Annotated in this window: 19 protein-coding genes and 2 pseudogenes; 13 read left to right on the forward strand and 8 right to left on the reverse strand. The window is 71.4% G+C overall.

The window, feature by feature from the left end; translation table 11 throughout:
* The first annotated feature begins 91 nt into the window (after positions 1 to 91).
* Positions 92 to 592, forward strand: coding sequence for an Lrp/AsnC family transcriptional regulator (locus LJ657_RS06555; protein WP_232647299.1), 501 nt, complete (start codon positions 92 to 94; stop codon positions 590 to 592).
* 14 nt (positions 593 to 606) lie between these two features.
* Here LJ657_RS06555 and LJ657_RS06560 read toward each other — a convergent pair whose 3' ends face one another.
* On the reverse strand, positions 607 to 2,304 hold the full coding sequence (locus tag LJ657_RS06560; protein WP_232647300.1) for an aldehyde dehydrogenase family protein: 1,698 nt from the start codon (positions 2,302 to 2,304) through the stop codon (positions 607 to 609).
* Positions 2,305 to 2,309: 5 nt separating this feature from the next.
* Positions 2,310 to 3,356: a histidinol-phosphate transaminase gene (locus LJ657_RS06565; protein WP_232647301.1), complete on the reverse strand. Its 1,047-nt coding sequence runs from the start codon at positions 3,354 to 3,356 to the stop codon at positions 2,310 to 2,312.
* Between the two features lie 344 nt (positions 3,357 to 3,700).
* Here LJ657_RS06565 and LJ657_RS06570 point away from each other — a divergent pair, with 344 nt between their 5' ends.
* Positions 3,701 to 4,360 (forward strand): hypothetical protein, encoded by a 660-nt coding sequence (locus tag LJ657_RS06570; protein WP_232647302.1) that lies wholly within the window; start codon positions 3,701 to 3,703, stop codon positions 4,358 to 4,360.
* Between the two features lie 732 nt (positions 4,361 to 5,092).
* On the opposite strand, the gene LJ657_RS06575 is transcribed toward LJ657_RS06570, so the two are convergent.
* The 4 genes from LJ657_RS06575 to LJ657_RS06590 all read right to left on the reverse strand — a co-directional run bounded on the left by LJ657_RS06575 (position 5,093) and on the right by LJ657_RS06590 (position 9,684).
* The gene (locus LJ657_RS06575) at positions 5,093 to 5,794 is read right to left on the reverse strand and encodes a FadR/GntR family transcriptional regulator (protein ID WP_232647304.1); all 702 of its coding nucleotides are present in this window, start codon (positions 5,792 to 5,794) and stop codon (positions 5,093 to 5,095) included.
* 88 nt (positions 5,795 to 5,882) lie between these two features.
* Entirely contained in the window at positions 5,883 to 6,926 is a 1,044-nt protein-coding gene (locus LJ657_RS06580) for an ABC transporter permease (protein ID WP_232647306.1), read from the reverse strand.
* A gap of 2 nt (positions 6,927 to 6,928) precedes the next feature.
* On the reverse strand, positions 6,929 to 8,539 hold the full coding sequence (locus LJ657_RS06585) for a sugar ABC transporter ATP-binding protein (RefSeq protein WP_232647307.1): 1,611 nt from the start codon (positions 8,537 to 8,539) through the stop codon (positions 6,929 to 6,931).
* Between the two features lie 95 nt (positions 8,540 to 8,634).
* Entirely contained in the window at positions 8,635 to 9,684 is a 1,050-nt protein-coding gene (locus LJ657_RS06590) for a sugar ABC transporter substrate-binding protein (protein ID WP_232647309.1), read from the reverse strand.
* A gap of 831 nt (positions 9,685 to 10,515) precedes the next feature.
* Between LJ657_RS06590 and LJ657_RS06595 the strand changes: the two genes are divergently transcribed.
* The 10 genes and pseudogenes from LJ657_RS06595 to LJ657_RS06640 all read left to right on the forward strand — a co-directional run bounded on the left by LJ657_RS06595 (position 10,516) and on the right by LJ657_RS06640 (position 18,375).
* Positions 10,516 to 11,367, forward strand: coding sequence for a fumarylacetoacetate hydrolase family protein (locus LJ657_RS06595; RefSeq protein WP_232647310.1), 852 nt, complete (start codon positions 10,516 to 10,518; stop codon positions 11,365 to 11,367).
* Positions 11,368 to 11,381: 14 nt separating this feature from the next.
* Positions 11,382 to 12,728 carry an L-fuconate dehydratase gene (locus LJ657_RS06600; RefSeq protein ID WP_232647312.1) on the forward strand — a complete coding sequence of 449 codons (1,347 nt, stop codon included), beginning with the start codon at positions 11,382 to 11,384 and terminating at the stop codon, positions 12,726 to 12,728.
* Positions 12,725 to 13,483, forward strand: a complete 759-nt coding sequence (locus tag LJ657_RS06605) for an SDR family NAD(P)-dependent oxidoreductase (protein ID WP_232647315.1) — start codon at positions 12,725 to 12,727, stop codon at positions 13,481 to 13,483. The genes LJ657_RS06600 and LJ657_RS06605 overlap by 4 nt, the downstream gene beginning before the upstream one ends.
* A complete protein-coding gene (locus tag LJ657_RS06610; RefSeq protein ID WP_232647316.1) occupies positions 13,480 to 14,511 on the forward strand; it encodes an aldo/keto reductase in 1,032 nt (343 codons plus the stop codon). Before LJ657_RS06605 ends, LJ657_RS06610 begins: the two co-directional genes overlap by 4 nt.
* Positions 14,469 to 14,704, forward strand: a pseudogene (locus LJ657_RS06615) (heterodisulfide reductase-related iron-sulfur binding cluster); the annotation flags it as partial. The gene LJ657_RS06610 and the pseudogene LJ657_RS06615, both read left to right, overlap by 43 nt.
* Positions 14,701 to 15,401 (forward strand): annotated as a pseudogene (locus tag LJ657_RS06620) (LUD domain-containing protein); the annotation flags it as partial. The pseudogenes LJ657_RS06615 and LJ657_RS06620, both read left to right, overlap by 4 nt.
* A gap of 121 nt (positions 15,402 to 15,522) precedes the next feature.
* Entirely contained in the window at positions 15,523 to 16,488 is a 966-nt protein-coding gene (locus LJ657_RS06625; RefSeq protein ID WP_232647317.1) for an expansin EXLX1 family cellulose-binding protein, read from the forward strand.
* Positions 16,489 to 16,736: 248 nt separating this feature from the next.
* Positions 16,737 to 17,009: a tyrosine-type recombinase/integrase gene (locus LJ657_RS48530; protein ID WP_232647318.1), complete on the forward strand. Its 273-nt coding sequence runs from the start codon at positions 16,737 to 16,739 to the stop codon at positions 17,007 to 17,009.
* A gap of 164 nt (positions 17,010 to 17,173) precedes the next feature.
* Positions 17,174 to 18,088 carry a HipA family kinase gene (locus LJ657_RS06635; RefSeq protein WP_232647319.1) on the forward strand — a complete coding sequence of 305 codons (915 nt, stop codon included), beginning with the start codon at positions 17,174 to 17,176 and terminating at the stop codon, positions 18,086 to 18,088.
* The gene (locus tag LJ657_RS06640) at positions 18,085 to 18,375 is read left to right on the forward strand and encodes an Rdx family protein (RefSeq protein ID WP_269786082.1); all 291 of its coding nucleotides are present in this window, start codon (positions 18,085 to 18,087) and stop codon (positions 18,373 to 18,375) included. Before LJ657_RS06635 ends, LJ657_RS06640 begins: the two co-directional genes overlap by 4 nt.
* Position 18,376: 1 nt before the next feature.
* Here LJ657_RS06640 and aceB read toward each other — a convergent pair whose 3' ends face one another.
* Both aceB and LJ657_RS06650 read right to left on the reverse strand, forming a co-directional pair.
* A complete protein-coding gene (aceB, locus tag LJ657_RS06645) occupies positions 18,377 to 20,002 on the reverse strand; it encodes a malate synthase A (RefSeq protein ID WP_232647323.1) in 1,626 nt (541 codons plus the stop codon).
* A gap of 202 nt (positions 20,003 to 20,204) precedes the next feature.
* The gene (locus LJ657_RS06650; RefSeq protein ID WP_232647324.1) at positions 20,205 to 20,804 is read right to left on the reverse strand and encodes a nucleotidyltransferase family protein; all 600 of its coding nucleotides are present in this window, start codon (positions 20,802 to 20,804) and stop codon (positions 20,205 to 20,207) included.
* A gap of 215 nt (positions 20,805 to 21,019) precedes the next feature.
* Here LJ657_RS06650 and LJ657_RS06655 point away from each other — a divergent pair, with 215 nt between their 5' ends.
* Entirely contained in the window at positions 21,020 to 21,304 is a 285-nt protein-coding gene (locus LJ657_RS06655) for a DUF5955 family protein (protein WP_232647426.1), read from the forward strand.
* The last annotated feature ends 44 nt before the right edge of the window (positions 21,305 to 21,348 follow it).

The raw sequence follows: 21,348 nt of genomic DNA on the forward strand, positions 1-21,348 counted from the left end.
ACAGGAGGATGGTCGCCACCACGGAATATGTGTTCAATAGCTCGGCCGAACCGGCGATGAACTGCCGAACATCAGGGTCTGGGAGGACAAAGTGTCCGAGGAAAACGCGCTGCCGGGGGCCGCGGCCGGACGAACTGCCGTCCCGCTCGACGACATCGACCGGCAGATCCTGAGCCGGCTCCTCGAGGACGGCCGGATCTCGGTCCGGGCCCTCGCCGAGCAGGTGCACATCTCCCGGGCCAACGCGTACACGCGCATCGGCCGGCTCGTGGCCGAGGACGTCATCACGGGCTTCACCGCGCAGCTCAACGCCCAGCGGGCCGGCCTGGGCACGAGCGCCTACGTGACGCTGGGCATCGACCAGAACGCCTGGCGCGACATCTCCCGCGAACTGCGTGAGATCCCCTACGTGGAACACGTCGCCCTCGTCACCGGCGACTTCGACGTGCTGGTGCTGGTGCGGGCGCCGGACAACCTGGCGCTGCGCAAGGTGGTGCTGGAGAGCATCCACGCGGTGCCGGGCGTGCGCTCCACCCGCACCTGGCTCGTCTTCGACGAGGTGCGGGGGCGCGGCGCCACCTGGACCGACTGAGGACGGGTGGGCGGTCATACGTCGATGAGCGCGACGCCGGTTTCGAGGCGGTCCGGTGCCGGGACGGCAGACGTCGGCGGCGCGTGCCTGCGCGAGCGCACGACGCGGAACCGCCCGGTGACGAAGTGGGCGCCCCCGCCCGGCAGTTCGGCGAGGGCCGAGGACGGGTCGGCGGGCAGGTCGTCGAGGTTCTCCACCAGGTGCACCCCGGCGTCCAGCGCCGCGGTCCCGGCGGCCGCCAGCACCAGCGGGTCGGTGGAGTGCACCGAGGCGTACAGCGCCCCGTGCCGCGCCACCGTCCGGCGCAGCAGCGCCAGGCTGTGCGAGGTCGAGTCGGTGCCCACCAGGAAGGTCACCGGACCGGGCCACTCCCGCGTGTAGACCCGCTCGTCCGAGGCGCGCAGCCGCACCAGCAGCGGGCTGCGCAGATCGGCGTCCGGGTGGTCGGGGTGCGTGACCGGGCCGGAGGCGTGCAGGACCGGCCCGTAACGCGCGGCTTCCGTCAGAGCGCCGCGCACCTCGTCGGTGGTGACCGCGCCCAACACCCTTGCCGCGCGGGCGGGATGCCCGAGCAGCCGGTCGACCGCGTCGCCGAGGTCGGCCCCGAGGTCCCGCAGCGTCTTGTGCCCTTCGTCGGTGCGCAGGCCCCGCTCGGGCACCAGGACGTTCTGCGGCGTGGTGCGCACCGTGCCGTTGCACCGGCACGAGGAGAGAGCGAGAGCCCGTACCAGGCCCCGGTAGTCGTCGGTCGAGTCCACCACCATGGTGTTCAGCCCGATCCGGTCGGCGAACACGGCGGCCTGCCGGGCGTGTTGCTCCAGCCAGTCGGCGAAGCGCGCGGAGCCCGTGAAGTCGACGATGCGCACCGCCGGGTGCGTGGCCAGCTGCCGTTGCACGTGCCGCTCGGGTTCCGCCACCGCCAGGGTCACGAGGTCGGGGGAGTGACCGGCCTGAGCCAGCACCTGCCGGGCGACCCGCACCGTGATGGCCAGCGGCAGCACCGAGCGCGGGTGCGGAGCCACGACCACCGGGTTGCCGGTGACCAGGCTGGCGAAAAGGCCCGGATACCCGTTCCAGAGCGGGAAGTCGGGACAGCCGACGAGCAGCGACACCCCGCGGGGCACCAGGACGCAGGTGCCCCGCAGCGCGCGCGGCAGCCCGCCCCGCTCGGCGCTCTCCCAGTGCAGGTCGGCCGGGAGACGTTCCGACTCGGCGAAGGCGCGGGCCACCGCCTCCAGGGCACGGTCCTGGGCGTGCGGCCCGGCGGCGCGGAAGGCCGTGCGGAGGGACTGGCCGGTGGTGTGGTGCGCCGCGAGGGCCAGTTCGTGGCTGCGGGTGTTGAGCCGGCGCAGGATCTCCACGGCGAGCCCGGCGCGCTCGTACGGCCCTGCGGCCCGCCAGCCGGCCGCCGCCCGCTCGGCCGCCGCGACCAGCGCCGTGGGATCACAGCGGGGGTAGGCGACGGCCGGACCGACGCCGTACGGCGACGCCTCCGGGCGCACAAGGCCGAGCCCGCCGGGCTGCCCCAGGTCGAAGGGCCGTCCCAGCAGCGAGCGGAACACCTTGCCCGCGGTCCGGGTCGATCTCATGCCCGCGTCGGCCGCGTCCTGGCCGGTCGCCTCGGTGAAGGGGCGACGGCACTCACCGGCGGCGATCGCGCGGACCACGCTCTGCAGCAGCTCGCGGTGGCGCTCGTAGGGACCGGGGCGCACGGCCGTCAGCCTCTCGGGCTCGCGGCGAGTGCGAGGAAGGCGTCGTTCTCCTCGGGCAGCCCGATCGTCACCCGGACGCCCTCGCCGGGGAAGGGCCGGACCACGACGTTCCCGTCGGCGCAGTGCCGGGCGAATTCCGCGCTGCCGTCGCCGAGCGGGAGCCAGACGAAGTTGGACCCGGAGTCGGGCACGTCGTGGCCCAGCGCCCGCAACCGTGCGCTGACCCGGTCGCGTTCGGCGACCGTGAGGGCGGCCCGCCTGGCGACCTCCGCGCCCTCGCCGAGGGCGACCACGGCGGCCCGCTGGGCCAGGGCGCTGACGCTGAACGGCACCTGCGTGCGGCGGACGTGCGCCGCGATCCCGGGTGGCGCGACGCAGTAGCCCACGCGCAGCCCGGCCAGTCCGTACGCCTTCGAGAAGGTCCGCAGCACCGCCACGTTCGGCCGGTCGCCGAGGAGGGCGAGGCCGTCGGGGACCCGGGCGGGATCGGCGTACTCCCGGTACGCCTCGTCGACGACGATCAGCACGTTCCGCGGCACCCGGTCCGCGAAGTCGGTCAGCGCCCGCGCACCGACCGCCGTGGAGGTCGGGTTGTTGGGGTTGCACACGAAGACCAGCCGGGTCCGGTCGGTGATCGCCGCGGCCATGGCATCGAGGTCGAGGGCGTGGTCGCGCAACGGCACCGGCACCGCCGTACCGCCTGCCACGGCGGTGAGGATCGGGTACGCCTCGAACGACCGCCAGCCGAAGACGACCTCGTCACCGGGCCCCACGACGGTGTGCAGCAACTGCCCGCACACCTCGGAGGAACCGGCGCCCACCGCGATCCGGTCCGGCTCGACCCCGTGGTGCGCCGCCAGGGTCTCGACCAGCGAGCCGGCGTGCAGATCGGGGTACCGCGACACGCCGCCGACGGCCTCCGCGAGGGTTCGGGCCACCCCCGGCAGCAACCCGTACGGGGACTCGTTGCTGGCCAGCACGATGGCCCCGGGCTGTTTGCGGCCCGGAACGTAGGCGGGCAGCTGGGACAGGGACGCACGGACACGCACCATGCTGGTCTCGCTTCTGCAGCGCTGGGGCCCGAGGCCTGGCCGTCGGGCACTTGACAGGCAAATCGTGAACAGGGGACGACAAGCGCTCAAGCGTTTGGGGAATTCGGCTACGTATCGCCGAAATCGAGCCTGTGGATCGGCAAACCGTCTCTCGTCCTGCCCTGCGGGGCCTTTGCCGCGAGACGGACGGACACACCCTCTGTCGGGTCCCGCGTCGCCTTCATGGTCACGGGACGGACACAGCGGGCCGTCGAGGCCCCCGCCGCGGGCGAAGCGCCAGCAGACTGCTCGCCGCCCGGGCCACGCGATTCCCGCGGCCCGTCCCGTTCCGATCGAGGGAGACCATGCAGCGCACCCAGACCCGCTTCCGCCACGGAGCCCTGACGGCGGGCGCGGCGGTCCTCGCCCTGCTCGCGGCGGGCTGCGCGAAGGTGTCCGCGGGCACGCAGGCCGGCGACTGCCGCGACGACGGAGACTGGTCGGGACGGCAGGAGGCCGCCTGGCTGCGGACCGCGGTCGCCTTCCACCGGCCGGCCGACGGGGCCGGACCGTCGTACGAGGAGGCGTCGGTCGTCGTCCGCCCGCCACGTACGGGCGATGTGCGGGTGCTGTGCCGACCGCTGGACGTACAGGTCGAGTTCTGGACCCTCACCGCCAGGGCGACGGGGCCGGAGCTGTCGTTCGTCCTGCGCTACGGGCTGTCCGCGGACGGCAGCAGGACCCGAACGGTCGCCTTTCCGAGCAGTCTTGCCACCGGACAGGACGCCACCTGCACCCGGGGCCTTGTCGCGGCGTACGCGGGCAGACCACTGGCCGGCGGGGAACTGCCGCGGGTGACAGGGGACTTGGCCGCTGCCGGGGACGCGGACGTGCGGTTCGGGACGGAGCGGATCGGTGGGCACCGGCTGCTCCCGGCGCGGGATTCCGCACGGTGCGACGCGAACAGGTCGAAGCCGGGCCCTGCACCCACCGGGTCGGCGGGCTGGGACATCTATCATCCGTGACTCCGCCGCGGCGGAAGGGCGTCTGACGGGCGTCTTGCCTGTTCAGGCGCCCTTCGTCCTTCGAGCGCTGCGGTACTGCCGCGCGACGGGGGCCGCCGCCGGCACCCGCACCGGCCGCCTCCAAGGATGGATCGGATGGCTGAGCCGTTTCGCGCGAGGATGTCGCCCATCCGTGCGGCAGACCTCACCGCGGCGGTACCCGTGGCCGGAGATCTGGTCCTGCAACGGCGCCGGCAACCAGCGGTGGACCGTGATGCCCGGCCTCCGGCCCGTTCGCCGCCACCACCGGACCGCAGGCCGACGCCATGGACGTGGCGCGGAAGACCGCCTCCGGCGACCCGAGCCGGCCGTGGCAGGCCGTAGCCGACGGAGACGGTTCATTCGCTTCCACCTCCGCTGAAGCGCACGTCATCCAGCGATCGTTTCAACGGCAACCCCGACCAGCGACGGAGTCTCACCGAACGCCCCCGGGTGGCCACGCGGCCACCCGAACATCATCGCGCAGGCACAGGCGGGCGGTGCGAGGATCATCGGCGGCATCATGCCGCACCCGCACAACCCCGCCCGGACGTCGATCCTTCCGCGCTGCGGCAGACGCGAACGAACCCCGGCCGGCGGACGCGGTCGGGGCTGACCACGGAGCGGAAGTGCGAGCGGCCTCGGGCCGCCGCCAGCCGGTCGGTGCGCGGAGGGGGAGACCGGGTGGCGGCGGGGGCGGAGGGGAGCGCGGGGTCAGTCGTCGATCACCTGCATCGCGTCATCGGTCAGACTGGCGGCCAGCCACTGCTCGACGGCCGTGATGTGGACGGTCGCCGCGGCGGCGGCGAGCAGGGCGTCGCGCGACTGGAGCGCGCTGAGGATCTGCTCGTGGTCCTCGTGGGCGTTGTTCAGGGCGTGACTGGTCTGGCTGCCACGGACGATGCGGACCCGCTGGGTGCGGGTGGAGAGCACCTGCAGCAGCATCGACAGCACGGGGTTGCCGACCGCTTCGACGATCCTGAGGTGGAAGGCGATGTCGTGGGCGACGAACTCCTCCACGGTGGCCACGGTCCGGGACCGCTTGAGGATGTTGCGCAGTTCCCTGAGGTCCTCCGGTGTCAGCAGCGCGGCGGCCAGCCCGGTCGCCTGCGGTTCGAGCAGGCGTCGTACCTGGAGCAACTGCAGAGCCGTATGGCCCTGGGAGACGTCGGCGGCGAAGGAGAGGCTTTCCAGCAGCAGATGGGGCTCGAGGCTGGAGACGTACGTGCCGTCGCCCTGACGGGTGATCAGGATCCGCATGGCGGCCAGCGCACGGACCGCCTCCCGCAGTGAGTTCCGGGACAGGCCGAGTTGCCCGGCGAGTATCTCCTCCTTGGGCAGCCGCGAGCCGGGCGCGAGTTCGCCGTCGACGATCATCGCCTTGATCTTGTCGATCGCCTCGTCCGTCAGTGCCACGAGCGTGCCTCTCTGAGCGGTGGATGTGCCGGTCGGCCGCTTCGCCCGACCCGGCTCGGGGCCGGCGAGGCCGCCGACCGGCACGTGGTCATTCCTGCTTCTCGCCGGAGGCGAAGCGGGAGATGACCAGGGCGACGATGATGATGGCCCCGTTGAGGAACTGGTTCCACAGCGGAGGCACGCCGGCCAGTGTCATGACGTTCACGACCAACTGGAGGGTCAGCACACCGGTGAGCGCGCCGAACACGGAGCCCTTGCCGCCGTTGAGGCTGACACCGCCGATGACGGTCGCGGCGAAGACCTGGAAGATCCAGCCGCTGCCCTGGGTGGCGGAGAGCGAGCCGTAGTGGCCGCTGTAGAGGATGCCGGCGAACGCGGACAGGACGCTGCCGAGGATGAGGACGATCCAGACGATGCGGTCGACGCGGATGCCCGCGGTGCGGGCCGCCTCCGCGTTGCCGCCGATCGCGTACAGCGCCCGGCCGTGCCGGAGCCACGCCAGCGTACTGCCACCGATGGCGAAGAGCAGCGCGCACACCCAGATGGCGGCGGGCACGCCCAGCCACGACGCCTTGCCCAGGTAGGTGAAGGAGGAGGGCAACTCGACGATGGACTGGCCCTGGGAGAGAGCGACTTGGAGACCGCGGAGCATCGTCAGGGCGCCGAGGGTGACGATGAAGCCGTTGAGGCGCAGCTTGAGGATGAGGAAGCCGTTGACGGCGCCGATCAGCGCCCCGACGAGCAGGCAGAGCGGGACCGCCGTCCACTCGGGGAGCAGCCCGAGTCCGTTGAACCGGCCGCCGCTGGTCGGCAGGACGAGCCACACGGCGATGACGGGGGCCACGCCGATGGTGGACTCGAGGGAGAGGTCCATCCGCCCTGAGATCAGGATGAAGGTCGTGGCGAGCACCAGCAGGCTCAGCTCTGTGGACTGCTGAGCCACACCGATCAGGTTGTCGGCGGTGAGGAAGGCCGGCGAGACGATGAACCCGATCAGGCCCAGGACGAGGATCGCCGGGACCAGGGACAGTTCACGGAAGCGCCCGAGGTCGACCCGGCGGCGCGTGGTGTCCGCGGCGGCCGGCTCAGCCGGGCTCACTGCGGGCTCGGTGAGATCTGTGGTGGCGGACATGACTACCTTCCGTGCTCGTCTGCGCCGGATGAGGCGGATACGGCGGATACGGGGAACGTGGCGGCGGGGGGCGCGTCGCCGGAGACCCCCTCGATGGCGGCGACGAGGTCCTCGTCCCTCCATCCGCGGTCGAATTCGGCGACCACGCGTCCGTGGAACATCACGACGACCCGGTCGCAGACCTTGAGGTCGTCCAGTTCGTCGGAGACGATCAGCGCGGCCCTGCCGCCGTCCGCGACCTGCCGGATGCGGCCCAGGAGGAATTCCTTGGACTTGACGTCCACCCCGTTGGTGGGGCGGATGGCCACCAGTACGTGAGGCTCGGTGGCCAGGGCCCGGGCGACGACGACCTTCTGCTGGTTGCCGCCGGAGAGCGCGGAGACCGGGGTGGCGGCTCCCGGGGTCTTGATGTCGAGGTCGCGGATCATGCGCCCGGCGAACGCCCTGGTACGGGCGGGCAGCACCGTGCCGAACGGGCCGAGCTGGTCGGTGACGGTCAGTGTCGCGTTCTCCGCCACGCTGCGGTTGTTCACCAGGCCCTGGAGGTGGCGGTCCTCGGGGACCAGACCGACTCCGGCGGTCAGTGCGGACGGCACACTGCCGGTGCGCACGGTCCTGCCGCCGACCGAGACGCGGCCCGTCCTGGCGCGGTGCAGACCGGCGATCGCCTCACCTACCTGCACATTGCCGCTGGCGGTGGCGCCGGCGAGCCCGACGACCTCGCCGGCGCGGACCGAGAGGGACATGTCCTCGCAGACGCCGGGCAGTGTCAGGCCGTCGATCGTCAGCAGTTCGTCGGCGGCGGAGCGCACGGCGGGGCGCCCGCCCGTGGCGGTGACCGCGGAGGCGGACTCGCCGGTCATGGCCTCCACCAGTGCCTGGTGGCCGAGTTCGGCGACGGGCGCGGTGAGGATGTGGCTCGCGTCGCGGTAGACCGTGACCGTGGTGCAGAGGTCGTACACCTCTTGCAGGTGGTGGGATATGAAGAGGAAGGCGACACCCTGGCGCTGGAGGTCGCGGAGCTTTTCGAAGAGCCGCTCGATGCCGCGGGCGTCGAGTCTGGCGGTCGGCTCGTCGAGGATGATGAAGCGCGCGCCGAACGACAGGGCGCGTGCGATCTCCACGAACTGCCGTTGCTCGACGGTGAGGTCCTTGGCCCGGGCGGCGGGGTCGACGGCGACGCCGTACTCGCCGAGCAGTTCCTCGGCACGCCGGCGCAGCTGCTTCCAGCGGATGGGCTGCACCGCTTTGCCGCTCTGCCGGTTCAGGAAGAGGTTCTCGGCGACGGTCAGGTCACCGATGATGGTGGAGCGCTGGTAGACACAGGCGACCCGGGAGCGCCAGGCGTCGATGTCGCCGAAGGCGGGCGCGGGCTCGCCGGAGAAGCGCAGGGTCCCGGTGTCGGGCTGCTGGAGGCCGGTGAGGATGGACACCAGCGTCGACTTGCCGGCGCCGTTTCGTCCGACCAGGGCGTGCGACTCGCCCGGGGCCACGGTGATACGGGCGTCGCGCAGAGCGACCGTCGCACCGAATCTCTTGCTGATGCCGGTCGCCTCGGCCACCGGGGCCGGGGTGCCGGGGCCGGTCGCCGGGGCGGTCGCGGTGTCCGCCATGGTGGATACCGTCCTTCGTGTACGGAGGCTGGGGCTGAGGGGCGGAGCGGGGTGGGCGCCGGGGGACGTGCTCCCCGACGCGGAACCGGCGGTCGTCAGCCGACGTTGTTGCCCCACAGGGACTTGTCGTCGACGTTGTCCTTGGTGATCAGCGGCGCGGGGAGCTGGTCCTCGAGGCCGTTGGGCAGCTTGATGATGGTGGAGTCGTGGTCGGTCGCACCCGGCTTGAAGGTCTTGCCCTCTGCCGCGGCCTTGGCGTAGTACAGCGCGTACTTGGCGTAGAGGTCGGCGGGCTGGGAGATCGTGGCGTCGATCTGGCCCTTGCGGATGGCGTCGAACTCCTGCGGGATGCCGTCGTTGGAGACGATGCTGATGTGGCCCTTCTGCCCCGCGGGCTTGAGCAGGTTCTTCTGCTCCAGCAGGGCGAGGGTCGGCTGGAGGAAGACGCCGCCGGCCTGCATGTAGATGCCGTTCAGGTCCTTGTTCTGGGCGAGGAGCGACTGCAGCTTCGCGGAGGCCACGTCGCCCTTCCAGTCGGTGGGCAGCTCGAACACCTTGATCTTCGGGAACTTCGTCTTCATGCACTCCGCGAACGCCTCGGAGCGGTCGCGTCCGTTGATGGAGTCCAGGGCGCCCTGCAGCTCGGCGACCTTGCCCTTGCCGCCCAGCTGCTTGCCGAGGAACTCGCAGGCCTTGGTGCCGTAGGCCCGGTTGTCGGCACGGACCACCATGTAGACATCGCCCGTGTCGGGCCTGGTGTCGACGCTGACCACGGGGATCTTCTTTGCCGCGAGGGTGTCGAGGGTGGAGGCGATCGCGCCGGTGTCCTGCGGGGCCATGACGACGGCCTTGGCGCCCGTGTTCTGGAACACCTGGACGTTGGCGACCAGCTTGGTGACGTCGTTCTGCGAGTTGCTCAGCGGCAGCGCGTTGATGCCGTCGGACTTGATGTCCTTCTTCACGTACTCGGCGTAGGAGTTCCAGAAGTCGGAGTCGGAGCGCGGCAGGTCGATGCCGATGGCGGGCTTGTCGCCGCCGGAGGAGACCGAGGTGGTGCCCGCGCGGTTGCACGCGGTGGCGAGGGCCAGCACCGCGAGAACGGCGGTGGCGGCTGCGGCGGTGGAGCGGGTGTGAGCGAGCTTCATGGCCGTGATCTCTCCTTAGCCAGGGGCACAGGGCCGCAGGGCGACGGTGGGAGGGGGTGTACCTGCCCGTGGGGGGAGGGGCGAGGTCGTAGGACGGGCAGGTGCCGATCCGGCGCGGAAGACGCGCAGATCGCCCCTGAGAGGAGCGGGTGTGAGGGTCGACCGGAGCCCGAGGCGCGGAGGCGAAGCGACCGGCCGGATGCGGGCCGAAACGGGGGCACTGGATGTTGCGGCCATTCCTCCGATGTATCTCGGACGACCAGGACGTTACGACGACGTTGCCGCCGTTGACAAGAGTCCGCCGCCAGAGATTTTCCGGACATCCCGCGCAGGGCGTCGAGGCGCCGTTCCGGCCTCCTGGCGCCGCATTGGCTCCCACCTGGCCTGCGTATTCACTGATTCCGTGGACGAGGGGAGGGGCACTGCGGCAGCTCACGATTCGGCAACGGGAGGCACACCCCGGTGCCGCATCCCCGCGCGGCGGCCCGCCCGCATGCCGTCTGGACCCGCTCCCACCAGGGCAGACGAGCCTGTGACCCGCCTCTGGATTCATCGGATGGCGAATCGTGTGTCAACTGCCCTGTCGCGCGTGATCGCAGAAGATCCGCACCTCGGTGGGGCTTGACTGGCAACGGCGAGCAAATACATCCGAGGAATCCATTGCCAGGCGCGATCGCTGCAATCTAAGGTCACCCTGCCGCCATTCATCCGATGACTGACGACGGGCAGGAGCGAGGCTGTTCCGAGAGCTTCCGTCCGGCGCAGCACGTGCGGCCCGGCCGACGGCCGACCACCTCTGAGACGAAATCCGCATGGCAAGGGAGCTCCCCAGTGAAACTGCTACGAGTCGGCGCCCCCGGTGAGGAGCGGCCGGCGGTCCGTACCGACGACGGCCGGCTGCTGGAGCTGTCCTCCTTGACCGCGGACATCGACGGAGTCTTCCTCGCCTCCGGTGGAGTCGACCGGGCCCGCGCGGCCGTCACGGCGGGGAAGCTGCCCGAGCTCGACGGGGACGGCCTGAGGGTCGGCGCACCCGTCTCGCGGCCCGGCAAGGTCATCTGCGTCGGGCTCAACTACCGCGACCACGCCGCCGAGACCGGCGCGGCCATACCCCCGCGCCCCGTGGTGTTCATGAAGGACCCGGGGACGGTCGTCGGCCCGTACGACGAGGTACTGATCCCGCGGGGGTCGGTGAAGACCGACTGGGAGGTCGAACTCGCCGTCGTCATCGGACAGCGGGCTCGCTACCTCGACGGTCCTCAGGCAGCGCGGGACGTGATCGCGGGATACGCGATCAGCCATGACGTCTCGGAGCGCGAGTTCCAGCTGGAGTACTCGCCTCAGTGGGACCTGGGCAAGTCCTGCGAGACCTTCAACCCGCTCGGGCCGTGGCTGGTCACGGCGGACGAGGCCGGCGACCCGCAGAACCTCGGCCTGCACCTCAGCGTCAACGGCGAGAAGCGGCAGGACGGCCACACCAGCGACATGATCTTCCAGGTCGACCACATCGTGGCGTACCTGAGCCAGTACATGGTCCTGGAACCGGGCGACGTGATCAACACCGGTACCCCTGCGGGCGTCGCCCTGGGCCTGCCCGGCAACCCGTTCCTGCGCCCCGGCGACACCGTCGAGCTCTCCGTCGACGGCCTCGGCAGCCAGCGCCAGACCTTCGCCCAAGCGTGAAAGGCAGCACCACCTTGACTGCAGACTCCGCCCGGATCACCGCCGTCGACACCTACGACGTCCGCTTCCCCACCTCGCGGGAACTGGACGGCTCCGACGCGATGAACCCGGATCCCGACTACTCCGCCGCTTACGTCGTGCTGCGCACCGACGCCGGCGACGGACACGAAGGCCACGGCTTCACCTTCACCATCGGACGCGGCAACGACGTCCAGGTCGCCGCGATCGACGCGCTGCGGCCCCATGTCCTGGGCCGCAGCGTCCAGGAGCTGTGCGCCGACCCCGGCTCGCTCAGCCGCGACCTGATCGGTGACAGTCAGCTGCGCTGGCTCGGACCCGAGAAGGGCGTGATGCACATGGCGATCGGAGCCGTGGTCAACGCCCTGTGGGACCTGGCCGCCAAGCGGGAGGGCAAGCCGCTGTGGCAACTGCTCGCCCAGGCCACCCCGGAGTGGCTGGTCTCGCAGGTCGACTTCCGCTACATCGCCGACGCCCTCACCCCCGAGGACGCCCTCACCCTGCTGCGCGAGGGCCGGACGGGCCTCGCGCGGCGTGAGGCACTCCTGCTGGAGCGCGGCTACCCCGGCTACACCACATCCCCGGGCTGGCTCGGCTACTCCGACGACAAGCTCACCCGGCTGGCCAAGCAGGCCGTGACCGACGGCTTCAGGCAGATCAAGCTGAAGGTCGGCGCCGACCTGAACGACGACATCCGTCGGCTGCGCACCGCCCGTGCCGCCGTCGGCGACGACATCCGCATCGCCGTCGACGCCAACCAGCGGTGGAACGTGGACGAGGCGATCGAGTGGACCAAGGCGCTCGCCGAGTTCGACCCGTACTGGATCGAGGAGCCCACCAGCCCCGACGACGTCCTCGGACACGCCGCCGTACGCCAGGCGGTCGGCCCGGTGAAGGTCGCCACCGGCGAGCACGTCCAGAACCGCATCGTCTTCAAGCAGCTGCTGCAGGCCGGCGCCATCGACGTCCTGCAGATCGACGCGGCCCGGGTCGGCGGGGTCAACGAGAACCTCGCGATCCTGCTGCTCGCCGCCAAGTTCGGGGTACCGGTCTGCCCGCACGCCGGCGGAGTGGGGCTGTGCGAGCTGGTGCAGCACCTGTCGATGTTCGACTACCTGGCACTGTCCGGCACCACCGAGAACCGGGTGATCGAGTACGTCGACCACCTCCACCAGCACTTCACCGTGCCCGTGGTGATGCGCGACGGCCACTACACCGCACCGCTCGCCCCCGGCTTCTCCGCCACCATGCGGGAGGCGTCGATCGCCGAGTTCCGCTACCCGGACGGGGCGTTCTGGGTGGCCGACCGCGCCGGACTCTCGGACCAGGAGAACGTGGCATGACCGGTCTGTCAGGGCTCAGAGCCGTCGTCACGGGAGGCGCGTCCGGCATCGGGCTGGCCACGGCCCGTGCACTGGCGGCGCAGGGCGCGGCAGTGGCCGTGCTCGACCTCGACCCGGGCGGCGTCAGTGAACCGCTGCTCGGACTCCAGGCCGACGTCGGGGACGAAGCCTCCGTGCGCGCCGCCGTCGACCTGGCGGCCACGCGCCTCGGTGGCGTCGACATCCTCGTCAACAACGCGGGCGTCGGCGCGCTCGGCACCGTCGAGGACAACCCCGACGAGGAGTGGCACCGCGTCCTGGACATCAACGTCCTCGGCGTGGTGCGCAGCACCCGCGCCGCCCTGCCTCATCTGCGTCGGTCCGCGCACGCGTCCGTGGTCAACACCTGTTCCATCGGGGCCACGGCGGGACTGCCGCAGCGCGCCCTGTACTGCGCCAGCAAGGGTGCCGTGCTGTCGCTCACCCTGGCCATGGCCGCCGACCACGTCCGCGAGGGCATCCGCGTCAACTGCGTGAACCCCGGCACCGCCGACACCCCCTGGGTGGCCCGGCTGCTGGACTCCGCCGACGACCCGGAGGCCGAGCGCGCCGCCCTCCACGCCCGCCAGCCCATGGGCCGCCTGGTGACCGCCGACGAGGTGGCGGCAGCCATCGTCTACCTGGCGAGTCCGGCCGCGGCGTCCGTCACCGGCACCGCGCTCGCGGTGGACGGCGGCATGCAGGGGTTGCGGCTGCGCCCGGTGGACCGGTCGTGAGGAGCACCGGGCTGGGTGCCACCGCCGTACCGGTCTCGGAACTGGCGCTCGGCTGTGCCGCCCTCGGCAACCTCTTCCACCCGGTCACCGATGAGGCCGCCCACGCCACGGTGGACGCGGCCTGGGATGCCGGCATCCGCACCTTCGACACCGCGCCCCACTACGGTCTCGGCCTGTCGGAACGGCGGCTCGGCGCCGCGCTGCGCCGGCACCCCCGCAACGCCTACACCCTCTCCACCAAGGTGGGCCGGCTTCTGGTGCCGGACCCGGACGGCGGCGCCGGCGACGACCTCGCGAACGGCTTCGCCGTCCCGGCCACCCACCGCAGGGTCTGGGACTTCAGCGCCGACGGAGTGCTGCGCTCCCTGGAGGCCAGCCTGGAGCGCCTCGGCGTCGACCGCGTCGACGTGGCCCTGCTGCACGATCCGGACGACCACGCCGAGCAGGCGTTGCGCGAGGCGTATCCGGCTTTGGAGCGGCTGCGCGCCGAAGGCGTGATCGGAGCGATCGGCGTCGGGATGAACCAGTCCGCGCTGCCGGCCCGGTTCGTGCGCGAGACCGACATGGACGTGGTGCTGCTGGCCGGCCGCTACACCCTCCTGGAACAGGACGGGCTCACCGAACTGCTCCCGGAGGCGGCCGCCCGCGGCCGGAGCGTGCTCATCGGCGGGGTGTTCAACTCCGGGCTGCTGACGGCCCCCCGGCCCGGCGCCACCTACGACTACGCCCCCGCTCCGCAGCCGGTGCTCGACCGGGCGCTGCGGTTGCTGGCGGTCTGCGAACGCCACGGCGTGCCGCTGCGTGGCGCCGCGCTGCGCTTCCCGTTCGGCCATCCCGCTGTCGCAAGCGTCCTGACCGGCGCGCGCACTCCCGAGGAAGTGCGCGACACGGTGGAGCAGCTGGGCCGCCCGATCCCGGACGCCCTGTGGGACGAACTGCGCGCAGAGGGCCTGCTGGACCCGGGCATCCCCGTCCCCGCAGCCACGGCGCCGAGTCCTGCTGCGGCTTCGGCGGCACCTTCGCGTTGAAGACGCGGACGTGTCCAACGCCATGCTCGCCGACCAGATGCGCCATGTGCAGGACACCGGGGCCGAGTTCCTGTGCGCGGGCGACAACTCCTGCCTGACGCACATCGGCGGCGGGCTTTCCCGGCTCCGCACCGGCTTCGGCACGATGCACCTGGCGGAGATCCTTGCCGCAACGGAAGGGGACGTACGGTGAGCGGTGCCGGCAACGTCGTATGGCTGGGCACCCCGGCCTTCCCGGAGGCGGGGCGCACCGCGCTCGCCGACACCCGGTTGCGGGCGAATCTGCGCCGGGCGACCGGGACCATCCGGGACAAACGGCTGGCGGTCGCCGCCGAACTGGAGGACTGGGAGGAACTGCGGGAGACGGCCGCGGCGGTCAAGCGTCGCACCCTGCGCCACCTCGACCACCACCTACTTCGGCTGGAGAAGGCGGTGACGGCCGCCGGGGGAGTGGTCCACTGGGCGGCGGACGCCGCCGAGGCCAACCGCATCGTCACCTATCTGGTGAAGGCGACCGGCGAGGGCGAGGCCGTCGAGGTCAAGTCGATGGCCACCCAGGAGACCGGCCTCAACGAGGCACTCGCGGACGCGGGCATCCGCGCCTACGAGACCGACCTCGCGGAGCTCATCGTGCAGTTGGGCGGCGACCGCCCCGCACACATCCTGGTGCCGCCATCCACCGGGGCCGCTCCGAGATCCGGGAGATCTTCCGGCGCGAGATGGGGGAGTGGGGCAGGCCGGCCCCCGCGGGGCTCACCGACGAGCCCCGCGACCGCGAGATGGGGGAGTGGGGCAGGCCGGCCCCCGAGGAACTCACCGACGAGCCCCGCGACCTGGCCGAGGCGGCCCGGTTCCACCCGCGCGAGAAGTTCCTGCGGGCCAAGGTCGGCGGACGCCGTGGTCACCGCCGTCGCCACCGCCACCGCCACCGCCAAAATCGGCGGCAACCTTTTCGCGTCCGGCGGCCACTGAGCGGTGCAGCACCGACTCGCTCTTTCCGAACGGATGGACATGCAAGAGACAACACGTCAGGCCGCGCGGCAGCGCAGGCGCAGACGCCGGCTGGTGATCGGCACCACCACCGGCCTGGCCGTCACCGCACTCCTCGTCTGCCTGGTCATGGCGATACAACCCGACCGCAAGGAGAACGCCGCCGCGGCCGCGGCCACTGCCGTCGCCGACTCCCAGCACGCCCACCCCCCGGCCTCACCCGGGCACCAGCCGTCCACACCCTCACCCTCGGCCACCTCCGCGAGCCCCAAGCCCAGCGCCACCCCGAAGGCCTCGCCGTCCCCCTCCAAGGCGCGGTCGGGCTCGCCGTCCTCGGCGTCCCCGCGCACGGCCCCCGCCACGACCCCCCTGGCCGGACGGATCCGGCCCAAGGTCACCTACCCCGGAGTCGCCACCGTCTACCAGGCCGGAGTCGGAGACGGCGCCTGCTCCTACGGCCCCAGCAGCGACATGATGATCGCCGCCATGAACACCACCGACTACGAGACCTCCCGGGCATGCGGGGCCTACATACGCGTCCACGCGGCCAACGGCAACTCCGTCACCGTCCGCATCACCAACGAATGCCCCCTGCCCTGCGCACCCGGTCAACTCGACCTCAGCGAGCAGGCCTTCGCCAAACTCGCTCCCGTCTCCACCGGCCGGCTCACCATCACCTGGAACCTGCTCAGCCCCGACACGGCAGGCACCATCTCGATCCGCTACAAGACCGGCTCCAGCCGCTACTGGTGCGCCATCCAGGCCATCGGCCACCGCAACCCCCTCGCCCGGCTCGAGGTCCGCACCAACAGCGGCTGGCGCCCACTCACCCGCACCGACTACAACTACTTCCTCTCCCCCGACGGCAGCGGATGCGGCAGCCCCATCAGGCTCACCGACATCTACGGACAGCAACTCACCATCAGCGGAACCACCGTGCGACCCAACGTGATCCAACCGACGAGCGCCCAGTTCGCACGACACTGACCAGGCCACGAACAGCGGGCTCCTCCGAACGGAACGGAACCTCGGAGGAGCGTGGCCTGCCCGGCCGGCCGCCCGCCTCGGAGCCCGCAGTCGGGCGAGGGAGTCGGTGAGACGACCGCGACAGAAGGCGAGGTGACCGGAGCCGAAGCCGCCGGGCCCGCGCTTGGTGACGGGGGAAGCCGGAGGCGGAGGGACAGCGGAAGAAGTTCTCCCTGCTGCTCACCACACGATTCGGCAACGCCGCTGCGGTGAATGCGTGGAACACCTACACCTGGAAGCCCGCGTCGGCCAAGGCCGGCATCATCCCGGCGCGTGCCAAGGGGGCGAAGGACTGGCGGTGGGAGGCTGCGCCGAAGGACGGCTTCCACGTGCTGCGGCACACCTACGCCTCGCTCATGCTGGAGGCGGGAGAGTCCCTGGTGACGGTGGCTCGGCGGCTCGGGCACTCGTCGCCGGCGATCACCCTTGGTTACTATGCTCACTTCATGCCGGAGGCCGGAAGCGGGGCGGACGGCCATTGACGGACTGCTGGGGAGGCGGGGAGATCTGCATGCCAGCCGAAACTCCCCAGATTCTCGAAACTCCCCAGATTCTCCCCAGGGCTGATGACGGGCAATTCCCGCTGTTGGACGCCTCCGAGGTCGACCTTGGATTGCAAGGCCAATGGACGGGGTGAGCTGAGGAAATGCTGAGAGAGGTCACCGCGACCCGCTACGTCGCACCCCTTCGATCCGGCGGCTCCGTGCCCGGAATCGTCGAGGCCGACGACCTGGGCACCTACGTGGTGAAGTTCACCGGCTCCGCGCAGGGCCGCAAGGCGCTGGTCGCCGAGGTGATCGTCGGGGAACTGGCCCGCGCGCTCGGGCTGCGCTTCCCCGAGCTGGTGCTGGTGCACTTCGACCCGGCGGTCGCCGACGCCGAGCCCCACCAGGAGGTGCGGGAACTCCACAGCGCCAGCGCGGGGATCAACCTCGGGATGGACTATCTGCCGGGCGCGAGGGACTTCACCTCGGAGGTCGCGAAGTCGTTCCCGGTCGATGCGCTGGAGGCGGGCCGGGTCGTCTGGCTCGACGCGCTCACCGTGAACGTGGACCGCACGGTCCACAGCTCGAACCTGATGGTCTGGCCGACGCTCGGTATCGCGCCCCCGCGGCTGTGGCTCATCGACCACGGTGCGGCCCTCGTCTTCCACCACCGCTGGGACGGTTCGGATCCCGCGAAGCTGTACGACTTCCGGCACCACGCCCTCGGTCACTACGCCCCCGACGTGCGGGCGGCCGACGCGGAGCTGGCGCCGAAGGTGACGCGGGGGCTGCTGCGGGACATCGCCGCGGAGGTACCCGACGCCTGGCTGGCCGGAGAGGAGGGCTTCGCCACCCCGGACGACATCCGGACGGCGTATGTCGATTACCTCCACGCGCGCGTGCAGGCCTCCGCGGCCTGGCTCCCCGCCGACTTCCCCAGCCGGGAGGAGCTCGACGCCGAGGAGGCCCTCCGGACGGCGCGTACCCAGCAGGGCCGCCCGAACTGGCTGAAGCGGGTCCCCGACCTGCACGGCAAACCGGCGGCGGAACAGGATTGGTCGGTGCACCTCGGATGAACCGCGTGGGACAGGTCGTACAGATCGAGTACTGCACCCAGTGCCGCTGGCTGCCCCGCGCGGCCTGGCTGGCACAGGAGCTGCTGACCACCTTCGAGGCGGAGCTGACCGAGCTGTCGCTCAAGCCCGGGACCGGAGGTGTCTTCGTGGTCCGGGTCGACGGCGAGGTGGTCTGGGACCGCCGCGAACAGGGCTTCCCGGAGCCGACGGCCGTGAAGCAGGCCGTACGCGACCGAGTGGCCCCGGGAAGGTCCCTGGGCCACTCGGACAAGGCGTCGCAGAAGTAGGTCAGCCCTTGAGCTGCTGGTACGCGGGCAGTGTGAGGAAGTCCGCGTAGTTGTCGTCGAGGGAGACCTGGAGCAGCAGGTCGTGGGCCTGCTGCCAGTGGCCGGCCGCGAAGGCCTCCTCGCCGATCTCCTGGCGGATGTCGGACAGCTCCTCGGCGGCGACCTTGCGGGCCAGCTCCGGGGTGGCCTTCTCGCCGTTCTCGAACTCGACGCCCGCGTTGATCCACTGCCAGATCTGCGAGCGGGAGATCTCGGCGGTGGCCGCGTCCTCCATGAGGTTGAAGATGGCGACCGCGCCGAGGCCGCGCAGCCAGGCCTCGATGTAACGGATGCCGACCTGGACGGCGTTGACCAGCCCGTTGTACGTCGGCTTGGCGTCGAGGGAGTCGACGGCGATCAGGTCGGCCGCCTCGACGTGGACGTCCTCGCGCAGCCGGTCCTTCTGGTTCGGCTTGTCGCCGAGCACCTTGTCGAAGGACTCCATGGCGATCGGGACCAGGTCGGGGTGGGCGACCCAGGAGCCGTCGAAGCCGTCGCCGGCCTCACGGTCCTTGTCGGCCCGGACCTTCTCGAACGCGACCTTGTTGACCTCGGCGTCCCGGCGGGAGGGGATGAACGCCGCCATGCCGCCGATCGCGTGTGCGCCGCGCTTGTGGCAGGTGCGGACGAGGAGTTCGGTGTACGCCCGCATGAACGGCGCCGTCATCGTGACCGCGTTGCGGTCCGGCAGGACGAACTTGGCGCCGCCGTCACGGAAGTTCTTGACGATGGAGAACAGGTAGTCCCAGCGGCCCGCGTTCAACCCCGAGGCGTGGTCGCGCAGTTCGTAGAGGATCTCCTCCATCTCGTACGCCGCGGTGATCGTCTCGATCAGGACGGTGGCGCGGATGGTGCCCTGCGGGATGCCGACGTAGTCCTGCGCGAAGACGAACACGTCGTTCCAGAGGCGGGCCTCCAGGTGGGACTCTGTCTTCGGGAGGTAGAAGTACGGACCCTTGCCGAGGTCGAGCAGCCGCTGGGCGTTGTGGAAGAAGTACAGGCCGAAGTCGACGAAGGCGCCCGGGACCTGGCTGCCGTCGGCGTCGACGAGGTGGCGCTCGTTCAGATGCCAGCCGCGCGGGCGCATGACGACCGTCGCCAGCTCCTCGTCCGGGCGCAGGGCGTACGACTTGCCGCTCGCCGGGTCGGTGAAGTCGATGTTGCGGGTGTACGCGTCGGCCAGGTTGACCTGACCCAGGACCACGTTCTCCCAGGTCGGCGCCGAGGCGTCCTCGAAGTCGGCGAGCCAGACCCTGGCGCCCGAGTTGAGGGCGTTGATGGTCATCTTGCGGTCGGTGGGGCCGGTGATCTCCACGCGGCGGTCGTTCAGGGCGGCGGGGGAGGGGGCCACCTTCCAGGAGTCGTCCGCGCGGATCGCGGCCGTCTCCGGGAGGAAGTCGAGCGTGGAGGTGCGGGCGATCTCGGCGCGGCGCTCCGCGCGGCGGGCGAGGAGTTCGTCACGCCGGGGCGTGAACCGCCGGTGCAGCTCGGCCACGAAGGCCAGGGCCGCCTCCGTGAGGACCTCCTCCTGCCGCGGCAGCGGCTCGGCGTCGACGATGGCCAGCGGGGACGGCGCTGGTGCGGACATGAGCTGTCACTTCCTTCAGCGGTGGCACCGGGTGCCAGTCGAACCGGGTACGGCGAGCGGCGCCCTTGGAGCGGTAGGGCGCTTCTGAACAGTGGATACTAGTTTCCTCATCGTGGAAGTTCAATGGTTTGTTGATATCGAGATTCTCCGGGTCGAGGGATGATGGCGCTCAGTGCCACCCTGGTCACTCAAAGTTCAAGCTTCACTCAAGGTGGACCAGATCGGCTTCGGTGTCGATGTCGTACGGCTGTGCCACGTCCCCGCACTCGACGAGCGTGATCGCCGACTCGTGCGCCTTGAGATAGGCGCGGGCCCCGCGGTCCCCGGTCGCCGTCTCGGCGATGCCCGCCCAGTGGACGCGGCCGAAGAGCACGGGATGGCCGCGTACGCCGTCGTAGGCGGCCGAGACGAGGGACGTCTCGTCCCGGTGGGCGGCCAGCACCCGCCCCGCCGCCTCCGGGCCGATCCCCGGCTGGTCGACGAGCGAGACCAGGGCGGCCCGGGCCCCCGTCCCGGCGAGCGAGTCCAGCCCGGCCCGCAGTGAGGTCCCCATGCCCTGCTGCCACTGCGGGTTCTCCACGAGCACGCACCCCTCCAATTCCGCCCGCTCCCGTACGGCGTCGGCCCGCGCCCCCAGGACCACGTGGACGCGGGTGCAGCCTGCCGCGCGCAGCACGCCGACCGCGTGCTCGACGAGCGGCCGTCCATGGTGCTGAAGCAGCGCCTTGGGCCGCCCGCCGAGCCGCCGGCCGCCGCCCGCGGCGAGCACCAGCCCGGCCACCTGCTGTTCGTTCTCGGTCATGGGTCCTGCATACCTGACGCCAGGGCGGGTGCCCGGTTTCCGGGGGCTGAATTTCGGTCCGCGCAGTGGCGCACCGGGCATCGGGTGGCGTTTACTGACCCGCGTCCCCCGGCGCCCGACCAGCGCCACGGGGCCGCACTGCGGGAGCACGAGGAAACTGCGCACGAGGGCGTGCGAGGGGGAGAGATGTGATCCGGAGCTTGGGGCAGAGGCCAGTGACCGGCAGCGACGAGGACCCGAGAGTGGCGGAACTGCGGACCGCGGTGTCCCGGCTGCGCCGCGAACTCGCCGCGCACCCCGCCGAGTTCCCCGACCGCTGCATAGCCGAGGACGAACTCGCGGCCCTCGCCGCGATGACGATCGACGGCGCCCCCGAAATCCCCCGCCTGCGCCGGTCGCTGCTGCTGATCGCCGGTGCGATCGGATCCGTGAGCGCGCTGGCCAGGGGGCTGTCGGACGTACGCAACGCGGTGGACCTGTTCGGGGAGCCCTCGCGCTGAGTGCCGCGTCGGTTACGCCCCTGGGCGCGGGCGGCGCCCTGAAG

This window comes from Streptomyces guryensis (assembly GCF_021261325.1).
GTDB classification, from domain to species: Bacteria; Actinomycetota; Actinomycetes; order Streptomycetales; family Streptomycetaceae; genus Streptomyces; species Streptomyces guryensis.

What these genes read in the sequence shown, in the direction of transcription:
- LJ657_RS06605 (WP_232647315.1), top strand. Translation starts at nt 12,725, where the DNA reads ATGACCGGTCTGTCAGGGCTCAGAGCCGTCGTCACGGGAGGCGCGTCC.
- LJ657_RS06585 (WP_232647307.1), bottom strand. Translation starts at nt 8,539, where the DNA reads ATGGCGGACACCGCGACCGCCCCGGCGACCGGCCCCGGCACCCCGGCC.
- aceB (WP_232647323.1), bottom strand. Translation starts at nt 20,002, where the DNA reads ATGTCCGCACCAGCGCCGTCCCCGCTGGCCATCGTCGACGCCGAGCCG.
- LJ657_RS06635 (WP_232647319.1), top strand. Translation starts at nt 17,174, where the DNA reads ATGCTGAGAGAGGTCACCGCGACCCGCTACGTCGCACCCCTTCGATCC.
- LJ657_RS06570 (WP_232647302.1), top strand. Translation starts at nt 3,701, where the DNA reads ATGCAGCGCACCCAGACCCGCTTCCGCCACGGAGCCCTGACGGCGGGC.
- LJ657_RS06640 (WP_269786082.1), top strand. Translation starts at nt 18,085, where the DNA reads ATGAACCGCGTGGGACAGGTCGTACAGATCGAGTACTGCACCCAGTGC.
- LJ657_RS06590 (WP_232647309.1), bottom strand. Translation starts at nt 9,684, where the DNA reads ATGAAGCTCGCTCACACCCGCTCCACCGCCGCAGCCGCCACCGCCGTT.
- LJ657_RS06565 (WP_232647301.1), bottom strand. Translation starts at nt 3,356, where the DNA reads ATGGTGCGTGTCCGTGCGTCCCTGTCCCAGCTGCCCGCCTACGTTCCG.
- LJ657_RS06580 (WP_232647306.1), bottom strand. Translation starts at nt 6,926, where the DNA reads ATGTCCGCCACCACAGATCTCACCGAGCCCGCAGTGAGCCCGGCTGAG.
- LJ657_RS06625 (WP_232647317.1), top strand. Translation starts at nt 15,523, where the DNA reads ATGCAAGAGACAACACGTCAGGCCGCGCGGCAGCGCAGGCGCAGACGC.
- LJ657_RS06650 (WP_232647324.1), bottom strand. Translation starts at nt 20,804, where the DNA reads ATGACCGAGAACGAACAGCAGGTGGCCGGGCTGGTGCTCGCCGCGGGC.